Genomic DNA, 18,443 nt, shown 5'->3' on the forward strand with positions numbered 1-18,443 from the left:
TTTCCGTCGCCCTTCTCATGAAGAGACAGGACGATTTTATGGCGCAACCACCAGTCATTTCCTTGCCCAAGGTAAGCCCGAGCATGCGGGATGTCGGTTTCGCATTGGGCATCGTGTCGATCCTCTGCGTGCTGTTCCTGCCCATTCCGGTCGTTCTGGTGGATGTCGGTCTGGCCTTTTCCATAGCACTTTCGGTCCTCATCCTCATGGTGGCGCTCTGGATTCAGCGTCCGCTGGATTTCTCGTCTTTTCCAACCGTGCTGCTGATCGCGACCATGATTCGCCTGTCGCTGAACATTGCGACGACGCGTGTCATCCTTTCGCACGGCAACGAGGGGCCGACGGCGGCGGGCGGCGTGATTGCGGGCTTCTCCAGCCTCGTCATGTCCGGCGACTTCGTGATCGGTCTGATCGTCTTTCTGATCCTGATCACCGTCAACTTCATCGTTATCACCAAGGGTGCCACCCGTATCGCCGAAGTCGGCGCGCGCTTTACGCTGGATGCCATTCCCGGCAAGCAGATGTCGATCGATGCGGATTTGTCCGCCGGCATCATCGATGAAAAGGAAGCGCAACGCCGTCGCCGCGAGCTGGAAGAGGAAAGCTCGTTCTTCGGCTCGATGGACGGTGCCTCGAAGTTCGTACGCGGCGACGCGATCGCCGGCCTGATCATCACCGCGATCAATATTTTCGGCGGCATCATCATCGGTTACTTCCGCCACGGCATGCCGATCGGCGAGGCTGCCGATGTTTTCGTGAAGCTTTCGGTCGGCGACGGTATCGTTTCGCAGATCCCGGCCCTTATCGTGTCGCTGGCGGCCGGCCTTCTGGTGTCGCGCGGCGGCACCTCGGGATCGACGGATCAGGCCGTCATCAATCAGCTGAGCGGATATCCGCGCGCCTTGATGGTCGCAGCCATGCTGATGGGGCTTCTTGCCGTCATGCCGGGATTGCCCTTCCTGCCCTTCACGCTTTTGGGCGGCATCATGGCCTTCGGCAGCTGGTATATTCCGCGCCAGGTCGAAGCGGAAAGCGCGCAGCGCCGTCAGGAAGAGGAGGACAAGGTTCTCCAGACCAACGAAGCGGAAAAGGACTCCGTCAAGCAGGTCCTCAAGACGTCCGAAATTGAACTTGCCCTCGGCAAGCAGGTTTCGACCCGCCTCCTCGGTGCGCATCAGGAACTGGCTTTCCGTGTCGGCAAGATGCGCAAGAAATTCGCGACCCAATACGGCTTCGTCGTGCCGGAGATCAAGGTCTCCGACGACATCATGATCCCGGAAAAGGCCTACCAGATCCGTGTCCATGGCACGACGATCGCGTCGAGTAATCTGCGCGTTGGCGATGTTCTTGTCGTGACGGGGGCAGGGCGCAAGCCGAGCATTCCGGGCGACGAAATCCGCGAACCCGCCTTCGGCATGCCGGCCGTTTCCATTCTCGAGACATTCACCGAGGATTTGAAGCGCGAAGGTTTCCACCCGATCGACAATGTCTCTGTGGTGCTGACGCATCTGAGCGAAGTCATTCGCAACAATCTGCCCCAATTGCTGTCCTACAAGGACGTCAAGATCCTCATCGACAGGCTGGACCCGGAATACAAGAAGCTTGCCGACGAAATCTGCTCGTCGCACATGTCCTATTCCGGCCTGCAGGCCGTGCTGAAACTGCTGCTCGCCGAACGTGTGTCGATCCGCAACCTGCATCTCATTCTGGAAGCGGTCGCCGAACTTGCCCCGCATGTGCGCAAGACCGAGCAGATCGTCGAACATGTACGGGTGCGCATGTCGCAGCAGCTCTGCGGCGATCTTGCCGACAATGGCGTATTGCGTGTGCTTCGCCTCGGCAACAAATGGGACATGGTCTTCCATCAGGCGCTCAAGCGCGATCAAAAGGGCGAAATCGTCGAATTCGATATCGATCCCCGCCATCTCGAGGAATTTTCCGAGCAGGCATCGAAAGTTATCCGTGAATTCATGGATCGCGGACTACCCTTTGTCCTTGTCACGTCGCCGGAAACACGGTCCTATGTGCGCATGATCATCGAACGACTCTTTGCGACCCTGCCGGTTCTCTCGCATGTGGAACTGGCCAAGGGGCTGGAGATCAAGATTCTGGGCGCCATTTCATGATAACCGACCCGCAAGGGACAATTATCGCATTGTTCCTTGCAATTTGCCGTATCGGCGCCTGCTTCATGACCATGCCGGGCTTTTCCAGTTCGCGCATCTCGCCGCAGATACGCATTCTCCTGTGCGTTGCGGTGTCCATGGCGCTTCTGCCGGTACTGTGGGATACGATCTATCCGAAAGTCTCCGGCGCAAGCCAGGGCGCCGTTGTCGGCCTCATCTTCACCGAGATCGTCATTGGCGCAATGTACGGGCTGATCGCGCGGTTTTACACGCTCGGCTTCCAGTTCACGGGCGCGCTCATCGGCGCATCCATCGGGCTTAGCGCTCCCGGCGGAGCGGATGCCGTTGAAGACGTGCAGGAAAACCAGATATCGAACTTCATCACCTTCGGTGGGCTCATGGTGCTGTTTATCCTGGATTTCCACCATATCGTCCTGCGGGCGCTGGTCGATTCCTACGCCACGACACCGGTCGGCGCGCTCATCAGCGGCCAGAAGATGCTGATAACCCTGACAGACACGCTGCGCGCCTCCTTTTCCATCATGCTGCGGCTTGCCAGCCCCTTTGTAATTTACGGCCTTATGTTCAACGTTGCGGTCGGCCTCATCAACAAGCTGGCGCCGCAGATACCGGTCTACTTCATATCGACGCCTTTCGTTCTCGCGGGCGGTATTTTCATGCTTTACCTGTCGATCGCGGCCCTCATCCGGCAATTCGTGGATGGTTTCGGCCCGGTCTTCATCGGCTTCTGATCTGGAGAAAACGCCATGGCTTCGGACAAGCGTTCGGCCAAACTCAAGCGCCTGGTAACGGTCCAGCGCCACATGGAGAAAATGGCCGAGGTGGAACTGGCCGACACCACCCGCGTGCGTGCCGAAGTGGCGCAATCCATGGAGAACGTGCTTGAAGCGATGAGTTCCATGGAGCCGGTCCACCAGACGTTCTCCAGGCACTATTCGGATCGTTACGGCCGCCTTGTCGTCAAGGACCGTCAGCTCTCCGGCGTGCAGCAATTGCAGGAAAACAAGGTGCTCAAGGAAAAGACCAAGGCCGACCGGCTGGAGGACAGGATGCACCTCGCGCGCGATCTCGAGGATCGCGAGGCCGACGACAATGCAATCTATGATCTGTTAGAAATCACGAACGCATCCCGGACACCAGCCTCCAGCAAGGTTGGCGATCCATAGTCTGTCCCGTTGTTGCATCGTTGGGCGTCCAGAGAGACGTATTCAGCGGTGTTTCTTGATTGAGCGAACGCCCCGGTTTTAATGCCGCCCGTTCGTCAGCTCGGGAGTTCTGGACGTGGCGATATCGGTTATAAGCGATCTGGTGATGGATGTGGTTCGCGCTGCGGACCCTCAGGAAGTGCAGGTCGCCCAGGAAAAATTGAAGGCGAACAAGGCGGCTTTCGCTGCGACGAGCCTTGCCGATTCGGGCAAGGGCTTTGGCGCTGCCATTGATATGCTTGACAGCGCCACCTCGAAGGCAGGTCTCGGCAATACCAACATCCGCTCTGCCCGTACCGAAGTTCCTGAAACATATCGCAAGTATGAGGCTTCCGTGCTTCAGACCTTCGTTGCCAACATGCTGCCGAAAGACAGCGAGGAGGTCTACGGCAAGGGCAACGCCGGCGAGATCTGGAAAAGCATGATGGCGGAACAGTTTGCCGACACGATCTCCAGAAATGGCGGCGTTGGCATTGCAGAACAGGCCTACAAGGATGCGTTGCGGAAAGCCGAGAGCAAAGGCATTACCGACGTATCCATGAATGACAAAGACCATAATGCTGCAATTCGGATGGTGGCGGAGTTCGAAAGGCAGGTCCTCGGCGTTTCCAATGATAAAACGGACGAGGCTTGAGCATGATAAATCATAACGAGGAGACAAGCATGGACCTTATGTCGAACGACCACCGCATCAAATCCGTTCTCGGCCGTCTTGAAATGATCATCGACAATGAGAATGACAATATCGGTAAGGACCCCCAGTTCGATTTCAAAGTCTCCAATGCCCATAAAAGCCGTTGCCTCTATGAGTTGACGATGTTGTTCCGCGATACGCCCCATGAGGAAATCGCCGCCGGACATCTCGATCAGGTGCAGGGCATCAAGTCCAAGCTCGCGACCAATGCCAGCCGCGTCGAGGCGCATCTGAATGCGGTTCGCGCTGTTGCGGATCTTCTCAAGACCGCGATTCAGGAAGCCGATACGGACGGCACCTATTCCCAGGAACAGTTCATGTACGGCGCAGCCTCCTGATGTTGAAGCTTCTTCTCACCGGCGTCTGGGTTTGCGCCGTCACGCTCGGCGCGGTGTATTTCTCCGTCCAGATGGCGACGGCCCCCTCGTCGGGAGATGAGGCGGGGGCGAAAAAGGCAAGTCTGCAACTGGTCAAAGGCGAAAGCATCACCATCCCCGTCATCAATGACGGTGGTGTGAACGGTTATTTCCTCAGCCGCATTTCCTTGCGTGTCGACAAGGACAAGATGGCGAAGATCGAACTGCCCGCAACGCAATTGATGACCGACGAACTCTTCACGCTTCTGGCGGGTTCTTCCATGGTCAACATCGCCAATATCTCCACCTTTGACCCTGATGTCTTCAAGCAGCGCATCCGAGAGGGGCTGAACAAGAAACTTGGCGACGAGGTGGTCGGGGACGTCCTGATCGAGCAGCTCGATTATCTGTCGAAGGCCGATATTCGCGAGCAAAAGGGCAACGGCTCGCCCCGTTCGGTCAAGCTTGTCGAAGGCGAGAAAGTCGACACCGGAAAAGAAGCGGCCCCAAGCCACTAACGGCGGCGCGGTGCAGGCCACCGGTCTGGTTAATCGCCCCTTTCTATTTTCCGGAATATTCGATCGGTTGCCTTCAGGGTAAATTCAACCAGCACCTGTATAAACAGACCCATGAGCTGCCGTCCCGCAAACCATGCGCCGGATTGGCGGCGGTGAATTTGGCATTCGGGGGCTGGCATGAATTTCGCGGCAGATTTTGCGCGGACGGGATCGCAACGGAATATTCACGGACTGCGCGTCTGTGATCTGGACTGGAACGGGGCGCTGGAAATGGTCAGCGGCCAGGCTTCGGCTTGTGATGGCCACACGATGCTCTCATTTCTTACCATCCAGAATGCCAGACTGTCCCTCAAGGACATTGCTTACAGGCAGATTCTGGAAAGCTGTCTGCTTCTGCCGCAGGGCAGGGGTATGAATGCCGCCGCACGCGCCGAACACGGCAAGCCTCTGCCCGAGACCATCGATGGCGTTGCCTTCGTCATGGCACTTCTGACCTATATGGCGGTGCCGAAACGTATCGGCGTTGCGGGGGATGACGCAGCACAAGTCGGAGAGGTCCTCGCCAAGCTGCGCGCACATGCGCCGTGGCATGATTTCGTGATGCTGAACCGGGATACTTCGGGCGTGAAGGTGGATGTCGTGCTGGCGGGCATGCTTGCGGAAAACCAGGAGAAATGGCTGCATCGCAGCATCAATCGCGATGATGCGCGTCTCGCCATCGCGGTCGGTCCCCTGTTCAAGGTGCTGGCGTCCGAAGTGGCTGGCATGCCCGAGATCTTTCGCAAGCTGCATATGAGCTGGCTTTACAGCCTTTGCGCTGAGCCCTGGCACATCGCGCTCGGCAAGGGCTGAGGCGGGTCGGCAAGGCCCGCGTTAACCATTTGTTTGCCATGATCCTTTAACCTCCCGTAAGGTTTTGAAAGCCGCCTGTTGCGGGCGGCGCCGAGCGTGGCAGACGGCTTCAGATGGTTGATCACAGTCCCGATATGATGGCGACGCGCCCTGATGAGGATGGTGTTGCCGTGCCTGCGTCGCAATTTCGCAAACATTGTCTGCGGCTTCTGACAGCCGGTTGCGTAGCCGCTGCCACCGTTGTGGGGGCTGCACTTCCGCTGCTGCTCATCGATTCCGGTTTTCGCGGATATGTTTCGCAGGCGCATGTCGAGGTTACCCAGACCGGCTACGATGCACCCGACGCGGCACGCTTTCTTGCCATGGCCCGCCGCACCCTGCTTTCTCCGTCCGGTCTGGACCGTATAACGGGCGACCTCAAATTGAAGCCCGCCGACATGGTCGGCGTTCGCAATCAGGGCGAACTTGGCCTGCTTTTCGACCTTTTGACCGGGGCGGATACCCGTTCGCTTTCCCCGCGTGAAGCATTGAACGGTGCTGTGGGCGAGGCGATCCGTCTGGAACTGACGCCGGATGAAAACACGCTGATCGTAACCTCGAAGGCAGCGACGCCGGAAACCGCGATGCGGCTTACGGATTATCTTTCGATGCGTGTCATTGCGGATGGCAAGGCCGGCACCATGACACCCGCCATGCGCGAGACGGAGCGGGCGCGCACCCGGTTGGACGAGGCGGAAGCCGCCTTGAACGGTTTCCAGATGCGCCACGGCGAGACCGTCCTGGCGGAAGTGCAGCAACTCGAGCAGCAATTGCGCGACCTCAATGACAGCCTTGCGGGGACGACCCAGCAGCAGCAGTCGCTTCAGACGGATTTGGCGGTGGCCACCGGCCTCAAGCCGAATGAGGTATTGTCAAAGCCCCTGCCGTCAGGCGCTGCTTTCTCTGTGCTTGAGGACATCAGGCAAAGACATGCAAGTGCCAGCATGGCGCTTTCAGGAGTCTCGATCGATTACGGCCCGAAACATCCCCGCCGCATCGCCGCCCAGAATGCCGTAGACGCCGTGCAGGCGCTTGTCGCTCCCGCATTGCGTCAGCTGGTCGATGGCTTGCGCGCCGATGAGAAGCGCGTCGCACAGGAAGTTGCAACCGCGAACGCCGAACGAACGAAACATCTCGACCGCCTGAGCAGCCTTGGTGTCACGCCCGGCGAATTCTCCAGATTGCAGGGTGAACTGGAAACGGCGCGAAATGCCTATCTTGAGGCGAGCGAGCGTCGGGACATGTCCTCATCCACCACAACCGCCGTTGAGACCCGCCTCACCAGGAAGGCCGGACCAGGCGAATTGTCGCGCGACCTCACACAAGCCGCGATGCTGGCAGGCGGTGGCGCGTTGCTCGGCCTGTTGGGCAGCCTGTATCTCCTGAGCTACCGTCGCCATGACGAGGAGGAGGCACTCGTCTTTGATGATGCGCATGTTCTGCCCTCCGAAAAAGCGCCTGAGCAATTCATGCAGTTTCCCGAGTTCGAGCCGATCGAGCCGGATGTGTTCGATGATCTGGAAGAACTGGCCGCGGATAGCGAATTCGAGCCGGAGGCTGAGTTCGCGGACTATTACGCCGGGGCGGCGAACGATAGCGGATTCGATACCGATGACATTCCGCTGGACGAGCGTGTGCGGCAGGTTCTGATGGGCAACCGCACCGTCAGGAATACCCCCCAGACGACACCGGAGCTGCCGCCCTTGCTCAGTGAAGCCCTTGCCGGGCATTTCGATCATGAGCAGGCCGAAGCCGAGGAATTGGCGGAATTGAGACGCGAGTTGGCGCTCTTGAGGGAGCGCCTCGCCGATTACGCCGAGCATCGCAACGACTACCGCAAAACTGCCTGACGAAGCTGCATTTTTGCTTGCATTCCTGCAAAGTCGGCACCATACGGGGCCAACGTAATCCAGCAGGAGCAGGACGCATGGCAGTTGTGATTGACGGAAAGGCAAAGGCGGCTTCGGTAACGGAGGCGGTCCGCAAATCGGCAGAAACGCTTGAGGCGGAACAGGGTGTGAAGCCCGGTCTGGCGGTTGTCATCGTCGGCAACGATCCGGCCAGCCACGCTTACGTGAATTCCAAAAGCAAGACAGCCAAGCAATGCGGTTTCAATTCCGTTCAGCACACGCTGCCGGAAGAAACAACTCAAGATCAGCTTCTTAAGTTGGTCGGCGAACTGAACGCCGATGCTTCCATCCACGGCATTCTGGTACAGCTTCCTTTGCCGAAACACTTCAATTCCGATGAGATCATCCAGTCGATCCTGCCCGAGAAGGATGTGGATGGCCTGAGCGTGCTGAACGCCGGCAAGCTGGCGACCGGCGATCTCGCAACCGGCCTCATCTCCTGCACGCCAGCCGGCGCCATGCTTCTGGTGCGCAGCATTCACGGCGAAGATCTTTCCGGCCTGAACGCCGTGGTCATCGGCCGCTCCAACCTCTTCGGCAAGCCGATGGGCCAGCTTCTCCTGAACGCCAATGCCACGGTGACGATGGCGCATTCGCGCACCAAGGATCTCGCCACCGTCTGCAAGACGGCCGATATTCTCGTGGCGGCGGTGGGTCGCGCGGCAATGGTGAAGGGCGATTGGGTAAAGCCCGGCGCCACCGTCATCGATGTCGGCATCAACCGCATTCCCGCTCCGGAAAAGGGTGAAGGCAAATCGAAGCTGGTCGGTGACGTCGCCTATGATGAGGCAAGCGCAGTCGCTGCTGCCATCACCCCCGTTCCGGGCGGCGTAGGCCCGATGACGATTGCCATGTTGATGGCCAACACCGTCATTGCCGCCTATCGCGCGCTTGGAAAGACCGCACCGAAGTTCTGAAATCGGTAGTTACTCTTTCGGAGCCGGTCCTGTGGAAGCGCGGACGACAAGTTCCGCCTTCCAGAGTTCCTGATGAGGTTCGGTCTGGTTAAGCTTGATCCGGTTGATCAGGCGCTGCCCGACACGCACCCCCGCCGCCCGCAGGGATGAGCGGGTGGTGGTGAGCGGCACCGAGAAATTGTCGGGCTTCAACAGCGGCAACACATCGTCATGGGCAATCAGCGAAATATCCTTGCCCGGTTTCAAGCCGCGCTGGTTGAGCGAGCGGATCACGCCGAGTGCCAATGCGGTACTGGCGCATACAATGGCGGTTGGTCTTTCCGGCTGTGACAACAGCGCTTCCATGCCGAGATAACCCTCCTCGTCGGTCATGCTGCTGTGTCTTGTATTTTCCGGGCGCAATGTCAGCCCGTTTGCCGTCAGCGCTTTTTCCACCCCGAGACAGCGGCGGAAGGTGAAGTCGTAGCCCTCCGGCCCGTTCAGAAGCCCGATCCGCTTGTGGCCAAGCTGAAGCAGCAGCTGGGTCGCATCGCGAAATGCGGCCTCATTGTCCACGTCGAGAAAGGGATAATCCTCTTCCACGCCGATGGAGCGGCCATGGACGAGGAAGGGCAGGGAAAGCGATTGCATCATGGCGATGCGGGCGTCGTTCTTCTTCATATAGGCGAGGTAGATGCCATCAACGCCGCCGCTCGCCGCCAGCCCCCGCAGGGCTTCCCGTTCCTTTTCCGGCTCCGTGGGCGTGATGACGAGGTGAAATCCGCTGCGAGCCGCTTCTTCGCCTAGACCGCTCAGGAATTCGCCGAAATGCACATCCGAGCGGTGGTGCTCGCCAACCGGCATGACCAGTCCGATGGAGCCGACCTTGCCGGTCGCCAACCGTTGCGCCGCGGCATTCGGGCGATATCCGGTCTTTTCGGCGGCTTCCATGACGCGGCGGCGCGTCTCTGCGCTCACCTCGGGATATCCGTTGAGCGCTCTGCTGACGGTTGTCTGAGAAATCCCCAGCAGTTGCGACAACTGTTTCAGGTTCATGTCTGTTTTTCCTCCATGCGCGCGCATCGGAAATGGCAAAAGCCTCTCCTCTAACTCCCAAAGCGCTTTAGTTTTTTACCAGTCCCTGCCGGTTTTCTCAATCGAAAACGATAGCCGCCTTTCTAAGTAAGTATGACTATTCATACGACAATGCGGCATGTCCAGCGAAAGAGCCTCTTGACTCCTTCTCAATGACAATGAGATGAATAGGCAGCCAAAGCGCTTTGATTTATGGGAGATGCTTTGAGCCTTTTATGTGATGGGAGGTAAATCACATGCAGAAGACCTTTTTGGCGACGGCGGCTTCTATAGTGCTGCTGTCGGGTTCGGCCTTTGCCGCCGATCTGAAATTCGCGCCCGGTCAGGATGCCAAGTTCAACTGGAAAAGCTACGAAGACTTCAAGGCGGCCCATGCCGATCTGAAAGGTCAGACGCTGACGATTTTCGGGCCCTGGCGCGGTGAGGACGAGGCGCTGTTCCAGACGGTGCTGGCCTATTTCTCCGACGCGACCGGCGTGAACGTCCGCTATTCCTCCTCGGAAAACTACGAACAGCAGATCGTCATCGATACGCAGGCGGGTTCTCCGCCCAACATCGCCATCCTGCCGCAGCCCGGTCTTCTGGCCGATCTCGCCGCCAAGGGTTTTCTGGTTCCGCTCGGCGATGAGACCGCAAGCTGGGTCAAGGACAATTACGGCGCTGGCCAGTCCTGGGTTGATCTCGGCAGCTACAAGGGCAAGGACGGCAACAAGGCTTACTTTGCATTTCCCTTCAAGGCCGACGTGAAGTCGCTCGTCTGGTACGTACCTGAGAACTTCGAGGAAGCGGGCTATAAAGTGCCCGAGAGCATGGAAGACCTGTTCAAGCTGACGGACCAGATCGTTGCCGATGGCGGCACACCCTGGTGCATCGGCCTCGGTTCCGGCGGTGCGACCGGCTGGCCGGCAACGGACTGGGTGGAAGACCTGATGCTGCGCACGCAGCCACTCGACGTCTATCAGAAATGGACGACGAACGAGGTGAAGTTCACCGATCCGGCCGTCGTTGCGGCAATCAATGAATTCGGCAAATTCGCCAAGAACGAAAAATATGTCAGCGGCGGCGTTGCGGCTGTCGCCTCCACCGACTTCCGCGACAGCCCGAAGGGTCTCTTCGACATTCCGCCGAAGTGCTACCTCCACCATCAAGCGTCCTTCGTGCCGTCCTTCTTCCCTGATGGTACTAAGGTCGGAACGGATGTGGATTTCTTCTATATGCCGACCTATGCCGCAAAGCCTGAACTCGGCAAGCCGGTTCTGGGCGCCGGCACGCTCGTCACCATCACCAAGGAAGCGCCCGCCGCCAAGGCTTTCGTCGATTTCCTGAAAACCCCGATCGCCCACGAAGTCTGGATGGCACAGTCCAGCTTCCTGACGCCGTATAAGGGTGTGAATGTCGATACCTATGCCAATGAGCAGATGAAGCGCCAGGGTGAAATCCTCACCTCCGCGACCACCTTCGGCTTTGACGGTTCCGACCTGATGCCGGGCAAGATCGGCGCGGGTGCATTCTGGACCGGCATGATCGATTTCGTCGGCGGCAAGTCGGCCGATCAGGTCGCTGCCGATATCCAGAAGGCCTGGGACGGCCTGAAGTAACCTCAACAGAGCTTGGCCCGGCGGTGATGCCGCCGGGCCTTTGCCAACGGAACGGCCGTCGACCGCATAAAATCAGCGCGGCGCGGAGAGGATCAAGGGAGGGAACATGGCTCAACAACTCGTTTCTGCCATCGGCGTCATGGTGGCCGGCGTTTTTGCCTGCGCTGCCTATTATTGGCTATCCGACAAACTGTTGCAGGTAATCTTTCCCGTCCGCTCGGGAGACGTGTTGCAGGCGTCCCGCAACCTCAACCGCCGCGCGTCGGTCAGGCCCTGGCTGTTCATCGGCCCCGCTCTTCTCCTTCTTCTCGTCTATCTGGTCTATCCCGTCATCGCGACGCTCATCCTCTCGTTCTATGACCGGATCGGCGCCGAATTCGTAGGTCTTGCCAATTATCGCTGGGCATTTTTCGATGCCGGCTTCAGGCAATCGATCTTCAACAACATCCTCTGGCTGGCCGTGGTGCCGGCCGCCTGCACCTTCTTCGGCCTCGTTATTGCCGTCATGACCGACCGCATCTGGTGGGGCAACATCGCCAAATCCATCGTCTTCATGCCGATGGCGATCTCCTTCGTCGGTGCCTCCGTCATCTGGAAATTCATTTACGAGTATCGCGCTGAAGGTCAGGTGCAGATCGGCCTCCTCAACGCCGTCGTCGAGTTTTTCGGCGGCAGCCCGGAGGTGTGGATTTCCATGCCCTTCTGGAACAACTTTTTCCTGATGGTCATCCTCATCTGGATTCAGACCGGCTTTGCCATGGTCATCCTGTCGGCAGCGCTGCGCGGCATTCCGGAAGAGACAATCGAAGCGGCCGTCATCGATGGCGCCAATGGCTGGCAGATCTTCTGGAAGATCATGGTCCCGCAAATCTGGGGCACTATCGCCGTCGTCTGGACGACGATCACCATTCTCGTTCTCAAGGTTTTCGACATCGTGCTGACCATGACCAACGGTCAGTGGAACACCATGGTTCTCGCCAACCTCATGTTCGACTGGATGTTCCGCGGCGGCGGTGACAGTGGCCGAAGTGCGGTCATAGCGCTCATCATCATGGCGGCGGTCACCCCAATCATGGTCTGGAACATCCGCCAAGCGAACCGTGAGATGGAGGGCCGCTGAGATGAATATCGTAAAACGTCTGCGCCGCGTCGGCCTGCCGCGCCTCATCGTCCATGCCAGCGTGCTGGTCGTCGTGCTTCTCTGGCTTCTGCCCACACTCGGTATTCTCGTAAGTTCCCTGCGCGACAAGGACCAGATCACCGTGTCGGGCTGGTGGACGGCCTTTTCCAGTTCCGAGCAGACCGCGGCGGTTCGCCTTGCCGACGCTGCCGTGCAGAAGCAGGACGGGAACCGCTACGTCATATCAGGTAATGTTTTTGAAAGCGGACAGGGGGGCAAGGTTGCAGCCTTCGGCGTTCGCGTGCAGGAGCCGACGGCCTTCAAAGCCGGTGAAGCGGCAGATACCGGCGACGGGGAAACGCTGCTCGTCAACACCGATGGCACCTATGAATACAGCAAGGCCTCAAGCTTCGAGGGCTCTCGCGGCAAGCGCGTCTATATTTCCGTCGCGACACCGCCGGTCTTCACACTCGACAATTATCGAACCGTCCTGACCTCGGAAGGCATCGGCCAGTCTTTCGTCAACTCGCTGACAGTCGCCGTGCCGGCAACCGTCATTCCGATCCTCATCGCCGCCTTTGCCGCCTATGCGCTGTCATGGATGAGCTTTTCCGGCCGCAATTTTCTGATTGCGATGGTGGTGGGCCTAATCGTCGTACCGTTGCAGATGTCGCTGATACCGCTCCTGAAACTCTACAACGAAATCGGCAATATCTTCGGCGTACCGTCCAAGACCTATGCCGGCATCTGGCTGGCGCACACCGCCTTCGGTCTGCCGCTCGCCATCTACCTGTTGCGCAACTACATTTCCGGCCTGCCGAAAGAGATCATCGAAAGTGCGCGTGTCGACGGCGCGAGCGATTTCGAAATCTTCGTCAAGATCATCCTGCCGCTGTCCTTCCCGGCGCTCGCCTCCTTCGCCATCTTCCAGTTCCTGTGGACCTGGAACGACCTGCTCGTCGCCATGGTCTTCCTCGGCACGCAGAAGGATGAGCTGGTGCTGACCGGTGCTTTGAACGCGCTGCTCGGTTCGCGCGGCGGCAACTGGGAAATCCTCACCGCCTCGGCCTTCGTTACCATTGTCGTGCCGCTCGGCGTCTTCTTTGCCCTTCAACGTTATCTCGTGCGTGGCCTGCTATCAGGCTCCGTCAAGGGAGGCTGATTATCCATGAACGCCCATACCAGACAGGATGAGACTATGACCGCTCCGGTGACTTCCGCTTTGACGCCCAACAAGGATTGGTGGCGCGGCGCCGTGATCTATCAGATCTACCCGCGCTCCTATCAGGACTCCAATGGCGACGGCATCGGCGATCTCAAGGGCATCACCGACCGGTTGGCGCATATTGCCGGTCTCGGTGCCGACGCAATCTGGATTTCGCCCTTCTTCACCTCGCCAATGAAGGATTTCGGTTATGACGTCTCGAATTATGTCGATGTCGATCCGATGTTCGGCACGCTTGCCGATTTCGACGGGTTGATCGCGGAAGCGCACCGTCTGGGCATCCGCGTCATGATCGACCTCGTCATGTCGCACACGTCTGACCAGCATCCGTGGTTCGTGGAAAGCCGCGCCAGCCGCAACAATCCGAAATCGGACTGGTATGTCTGGTCGGACAGCAAGCCGGATGGCACGCCGCCCAACAACTGGCTGTCGATCTTCGGCGGCTCCGGCTGGCAGTGGGACCCCACCCGCATGCAATATTACATGCACAACTTCCTGACCTCGCAGCCGGATCTGAACCTGCATAATCCGGAAGTGCAGGAAGAACTGCTCAATATCACCCGCTTCTGGCTGAAGCGCGGCGTCGATGGTTTCCGCCTCGATACCATCAACTTCTATTTCCATGATCTGGAATTGCGCGACAACCCGGCGCTGGCGCCGGAGCGCCGCAACGCCTCCACGGCACCTGCGGTCAATCCCTACAATTTCCAGGAACATCTCTACGACAAGAACCGCCCCGAAAACATCGCTTTCCTGAAACGCTTCCGCGCCGTGCTGGACGAGTTTCCGGATATCGCCGCCGTCGGAGAAGTGGGCGACAGCCAGCGCGGGCTCGAAATCGTCGGTGAATACACCTCCGGCGACGACAAGATGCAGATGTGTTACGCCTTCGAATTCCTGGCGCCGGATGCGCTCACGCCGCAGCGTGTTGCCGACGTGCAGGCGGATTTTGCCAGGGCCGCACCGGAAGGCTGGGCCTGCTGGGCTTTCTCCAACCACGATGTCGTTCGCCATGTCAGCCGCTGGGGCGAGCATGTCGAGGATAAGGATGCTTTCGCCAAGGTGCTCTCGGCGTTGTTGATGACGCAGCGCGGCTCCGTCTGCATCTATGAGGGTGAAGAGCTGGGCCTTACTGAAGCCGATATTGCTTTTGAGGATTTGCAGGACCCCTACGGCATCCAGTTCTGGCCGGAATTTAAGGGCCGCGACGGTTGCCGCACACCGATGGTGTGGGATGCGGGCCATGCGCAGGCCGGCTTTTCGACCTCGGACAAGACCTGGCTGCCCATTCCGGCCGAACACAAGCAGCGTGCCGTCAGCGCCCAGCAGGGCAATGAGGCATCCGTGCTGGAGCATTACCGCCGCTTCCTTTCCTTCCGCAAAAAGCATCCCGCCTTTGCCAAGGGCGGCATCGAATTCCAGCCAGTGGAGGGCGATGTGCTGAGCTACATCCGCACGCTCGGCAACGAAACCGTTCTGTGCCTCTTCAATCTGTCCGCGACGTCAGCAAAGGCGACGCTGCCGGAAGGGAACTGGGAGGTTCTCGAAGGCCACGGCTTTGCAAGCGGTGTGGACGGCAGAAGCGTAGAACTTCCGGCATGGGGCGCTTTCTTCGCCCGTTACGCCTGATAGAGCAGGGAGGAACAACCCATGACAAGTCTCGTTCTCAAGGATATCCGCAAATCATACGGGCAGGTAAAAGTCCTGCACGGCATCGATCTGGAGATCGAACAGGGCGAATTCATCGTTTTCGTCGGGCCGTCCGGCTGCGGGAAATCGACGTTGCTGCGCATGATTGCGGGTCTGGAGGAAATCACCGGCGGCGAGATGTTCATCGACGGCCAGCTGGTCAATGAAATCCCGCCCTCGCGTCGGGGCATTGCCATGGTGTTCCAGTCCTATGCGCTTTATCCGCATATGACTGTTTACGATAACATGGCCTTCGGCATGAAGATCGCCAAGGAGAACCGTCAGGAGATCGACCGTCGCGTGCGCGCCGCCGCTGAAATCCTGCAGCTGACGCAATATCTGGAGCGTTTGCCCAAGGCTCTTTCTGGCGGCCAGCGCCAGCGCGTCGCCATCGGCCGTGCCATTTGCCGCAATCCCAAGGTGTTCCTGTTCGACGAACCCCTGTCGAACCTCGATGCCGCGCTGCGCGTCGCAACCCGCATCGAGATCGCCAAGCTCAATGAGCAGATGGCAGACACGACGATGATCTACGTCACCCACGATCAGGTGGAGGCGATGACGCTGGCCGACCGTATCGTCGTTTTGAATGCGGGTCGTGTGGAACAGGTCGGCCCGCCGCTGGAACTTTACGAAAACCCCGCCAACCTCTTCGTGGCGCGGTTCATCGGCTCGCCCGCCATGAACATCATTGCGGCAAAAATTGCCGTAACCGGAGAGCGGACTTCGATCGAACTTGCCGGAGGCAAGACGCTGAACATCGTCGTTCCCACGCCTGCAACCGAGCAGGGCAAGGCCGCGAGCTTCGGTGTCCGGCCGGAGGATTTGAGCATCGTCACCGGCGACGATTATCTTTTCGAGGGAAAAGTCGCGATCGTCGAGGCTCTCGGTGAAGTGACCCTGCTTTATCTCGAAGCGCCGAAGGGGCAGGAGCCGATCATCGTCAAGGTACCGGGCATCGTATCCGTCGCCAAGGGTCAGACCCTGCGTTTTGCGGCACCGCAGGCAAAGCTCCATCTCTTTGATGCCGAGGGCAAGAACTACCGCAGATAGTTGCGGAGACAATGGCCGGTGAGCTTCAGGAAACATGCCCCGGAACGTCCCGTTCCGGGGTTTTTTCATGATATTTTACCGCTGTGGAAAAATGCCAAAAATGTTCCGTCTTCGGTCTGTTTAAGGTGACGCTGATATGAATTGTTAAAGACTACGTTTTAATCTTGGAGACGTAGAAAGAGCATGGAGGTCAGGGCGTGCAGAGCAGTGCGGGTGTTATCAAGAACAGTTACCTGACCAAGGAAGAATCCTTCATGTACGACCGCGAAGGCCGGTTTCGCATGGAAGACACCATGAATGCGGCGCGCATCGAATATACCGAGAAGGCCGTCATGCATATGGCCGCTCGCCGTTGCGACGTCATTCGCATTTCCCAGACCGAGGCCGTACTGGCGCTGCTGACGAAATACAATCTTCCGAACCAGTTCTATCTGGATATTCCCGACGCCCGCATCACCAAGATCGGCTGCGTTATGTTGCGCGTCAACGCCAACAATACGATCCACGTCCGTTTCCTGCGCATGTTGACGCAAAAGGAACTCGACCGCATTTTCGTGTTCAGCACGCATCCGGCGCATAAGGACCGGAAGCTCGATATCCGGTCTTTCTGAGGGGCTGGAGAATCTCCGGCTTCAGGAAAGCCCCCCCAGAACCGTCTGCTTCAGCTTCACATCCGGCACTTCCGCAAAGGCAAGATCGCTGCGGCCGAAATAGGATTTCTGGTTGGTGGCGGACCAGTCGTTGCAGACCAGTTTGTATCGCTCTCTTGTGACCGGTTTTTCCGGCATGGCGTAAAGATAATCGCCGGTGCGGTCAGCAAGCGGAATGTCGCCGTCCTGGTTGCAGCGCTTGAGGATTTGCGCAAGCGCTTCGCCATCCACTTCCGTTACCATCAGCTTGCCGTCGAAACGCAGAGAGGCGTTGAAATCGTACCGGCGGATATCACCCTTTGGCAAACCAGCGCCGAAGGAGGTGTGGCCTATGAAGCCGACATCCGCGCCGGTTTTTGTGGCGATCAGTTGCGCCACACGGCGTCCGGCCTCGTCAACTGTCATCGCCTTTTCCGTTTTGCCGACAACCGCCTTCTCTTCTGCCGTCAGATGTTTGTCGAGTGTCTGTTCGATCAGGCCTTTGAGCGCCGGGGAGGAGGGGGCGTCGCTGTCAATGGCGACGGTCTCGATCGTCGGCGCCTTGCCAGAAGCTTCGATCGTCCCAATGGCCATGGATGTGCACCATGAGCCCGTGTGGACATAGCGCGTCGCACCCTGTTCATGCACGAAGTTCAGGTGATCGTGGCCGCCGACCAGCAGGGTGCCATCGGGCAGCAACGGCAGGATATCGCGGTCGGCAACGACACCGGCGTGGCTGAGAACGACGTTGATCGCCTCCGGCTTGACGATTGCAGGCAGATTCGCCTTGGCCCATTCCACAGGCTGCGGAATATCCAGCATCTCACGCGTCGCCTTCGGATAGGTATTGATCGCGTTGGTGGCAAGGCCCGCAACGACGACCGGCCGTCCGCCGACACTCACCTCCGCACTGGCCGGTGCATAGGGTGCGCCGCTGCGCTTGTCGATGATGTTGGACAGCACGGTGATGCCGAGCGCGCGGGCACGACGGACGAAATTGGCGAGGTCGTTATCGATATCCGGTTCATGGTTGCCGATATTGATGACGGTGGGCGCGAGCCTGGCGAGCGCCGAGAGGAACGTCCACTCGATTTCGCCGGACGACCGTGTCGCCACCGCATTGCCGGTTTCGAACAGGTCGCCGTTCAGAAGAATAATGTTGGGTGCCTTGTCAGCCGCGATGCGCATTTCTATGGCTGCTAGGAGCTGCCCGATGCGCTCATAGGCCGAATGCAGGTCGGAAATCACGATTGCACGCAGGGCCACATCCTGCGCCTCCGCCGGCGTTGCCACCACCATCAACGGCAGTATGGCGGTGCCAGCCATAAGCTTCAGCACGTCACGGCGTTTGCTTGAGAAAATCGTCATGTCTGGCCCCATCATCTTGAAATGCGTGATCGTCCCGCGGCTGGCTGAGAAG

At 58.8% G+C, this 18,443-nt stretch carries 17 protein-coding genes; 15 read left to right on the top strand and 2 right to left on the bottom strand.

All coding sequences use genetic code 11. The features are described 5' to 3' along the window. The first annotated feature begins 38 nt into the window (after positions 1 to 38). The 9 genes from flhA (at position 39) to folD (ending at position 8,638) form a co-directional block, all read left to right on the top strand. Positions 39 to 2,126: a flagellar biosynthesis protein FlhA gene (gene flhA, locus AC1DCP_RS02290; protein WP_003515116.1), complete on the top strand. Its 2,088-nt coding sequence runs from the start codon at positions 39 to 41 to the stop codon at positions 2,124 to 2,126. After that, positions 2,123 to 2,878, top strand: a complete 756-nt coding sequence (gene fliR, locus AC1DCP_RS02295) for a flagellar biosynthetic protein FliR (protein WP_003515118.1) — start codon at positions 2,123 to 2,125, stop codon at positions 2,876 to 2,878. The genes flhA and fliR overlap by 4 nt, the downstream gene beginning before the upstream one ends. A 15-nt stretch (positions 2,879 to 2,893) precedes the next feature. Beyond that, complete coding sequence (locus AC1DCP_RS02300; RefSeq protein WP_003515120.1) at positions 2,894 to 3,313, top strand: hypothetical protein; 420 nt, start codon at positions 2,894 to 2,896, stop codon at positions 3,311 to 3,313. A gap of 115 nt (positions 3,314 to 3,428) precedes the next feature. After that, positions 3,429 to 3,986 carry a rod-binding protein gene (locus AC1DCP_RS02305; RefSeq protein WP_003515121.1) on the top strand — a complete coding sequence of 186 codons (558 nt, stop codon included), beginning with the start codon at positions 3,429 to 3,431 and terminating at the stop codon, positions 3,984 to 3,986. 29 nt (positions 3,987 to 4,015) lie between these two features. Then, the gene (locus AC1DCP_RS02310) at positions 4,016 to 4,384 is read left to right on the top strand and encodes a hypothetical protein (protein WP_003515122.1); all 369 of its coding nucleotides are present in this window, start codon (positions 4,016 to 4,018) and stop codon (positions 4,382 to 4,384) included. Beyond that, complete coding sequence (locus AC1DCP_RS02315) at positions 4,384 to 4,920, top strand: hypothetical protein (protein WP_003515123.1); 537 nt, start codon at positions 4,384 to 4,386, stop codon at positions 4,918 to 4,920. Before AC1DCP_RS02310 ends, AC1DCP_RS02315 begins: the two co-directional genes overlap by 1 nt. 177 nt (positions 4,921 to 5,097) lie before the next feature. After that, positions 5,098 to 5,772, top strand: coding sequence for a WecB/TagA/CpsF family glycosyltransferase (locus AC1DCP_RS02320; RefSeq protein ID WP_065688341.1), 675 nt, complete (start codon positions 5,098 to 5,100; stop codon positions 5,770 to 5,772). Between the two features lie 113 nt (positions 5,773 to 5,885). Continuing rightward, a complete protein-coding gene (locus tag AC1DCP_RS02325; RefSeq protein ID WP_065688340.1) occupies positions 5,886 to 7,661 on the top strand; it encodes a GumC domain-containing protein in 1,776 nt (591 codons plus the stop codon). Positions 7,662 to 7,738: 77 nt separating this feature from the next. Continuing rightward, a complete protein-coding gene (gene folD, locus AC1DCP_RS02330; RefSeq protein WP_038489842.1) occupies positions 7,739 to 8,638 on the top strand; it encodes a bifunctional methylenetetrahydrofolate dehydrogenase/methenyltetrahydrofolate cyclohydrolase FolD in 900 nt (299 codons plus the stop codon). Positions 8,639 to 8,647: 9 nt separating this feature from the next. On the opposite strand, the gene AC1DCP_RS02335 is transcribed toward folD, so the two are convergent. Then, positions 8,648 to 9,673, bottom strand: coding sequence for a LacI family DNA-binding transcriptional regulator (locus AC1DCP_RS02335; protein WP_065688339.1), 1,026 nt, complete (start codon positions 9,671 to 9,673; stop codon positions 8,648 to 8,650). 275 nt (positions 9,674 to 9,948) lie between these two features. On the opposite strand from AC1DCP_RS02335, the gene AC1DCP_RS02340 reads away from it, so the two are divergent. From AC1DCP_RS02340 to AC1DCP_RS02365, 6 genes are all read left to right on the top strand, one after another. After that, positions 9,949 to 11,310, top strand: a complete 1,362-nt coding sequence (locus AC1DCP_RS02340; protein ID WP_038489846.1) for an ABC transporter substrate-binding protein — start codon at positions 9,949 to 9,951, stop codon at positions 11,308 to 11,310. Between the two features lie 106 nt (positions 11,311 to 11,416). Beyond that, complete coding sequence (locus AC1DCP_RS02345; RefSeq protein ID WP_065688338.1) at positions 11,417 to 12,430, top strand: carbohydrate ABC transporter permease; 1,014 nt, start codon at positions 11,417 to 11,419, stop codon at positions 12,428 to 12,430. 1 nt (position 12,431) lies between these two features. Next, positions 12,432 to 13,592, top strand: a complete 1,161-nt coding sequence (locus AC1DCP_RS02350) for a carbohydrate ABC transporter permease (RefSeq protein WP_065688337.1) — start codon at positions 12,432 to 12,434, stop codon at positions 13,590 to 13,592. Between the two features lie 36 nt (positions 13,593 to 13,628). Continuing rightward, the gene (gene bglA / locus AC1DCP_RS02355) at positions 13,629 to 15,284 is read left to right on the top strand and encodes a beta-galactosidase BglA (RefSeq protein ID WP_065688336.1); all 1,656 of its coding nucleotides are present in this window, start codon (positions 13,629 to 13,631) and stop codon (positions 15,282 to 15,284) included. 21 nt (positions 15,285 to 15,305) lie between these two features. Continuing rightward, a complete protein-coding gene (locus tag AC1DCP_RS02360; protein WP_013635492.1) occupies positions 15,306 to 16,394 on the top strand; it encodes an ABC transporter ATP-binding protein in 1,089 nt (362 codons plus the stop codon). A gap of 254 nt (positions 16,395 to 16,648) precedes the next feature. Continuing rightward, a complete protein-coding gene (locus AC1DCP_RS02365) occupies positions 16,649 to 17,005 on the top strand; it encodes a hypothetical protein (protein ID WP_034501827.1) in 357 nt (118 codons plus the stop codon). Between the two features lie 21 nt (positions 17,006 to 17,026). Here AC1DCP_RS02365 and AC1DCP_RS02370 read toward each other — a convergent pair whose 3' ends face one another. Next, complete coding sequence (locus AC1DCP_RS02370) at positions 17,027 to 18,391, bottom strand: metallophosphoesterase (protein WP_065688335.1); 1,365 nt, start codon at positions 18,389 to 18,391, stop codon at positions 17,027 to 17,029. Between the last annotated feature and the right edge of the window lie 52 nt (positions 18,392 to 18,443).

It is taken from the genome of Agrobacterium sp. 10T429 (assembly GCF_056393925.1).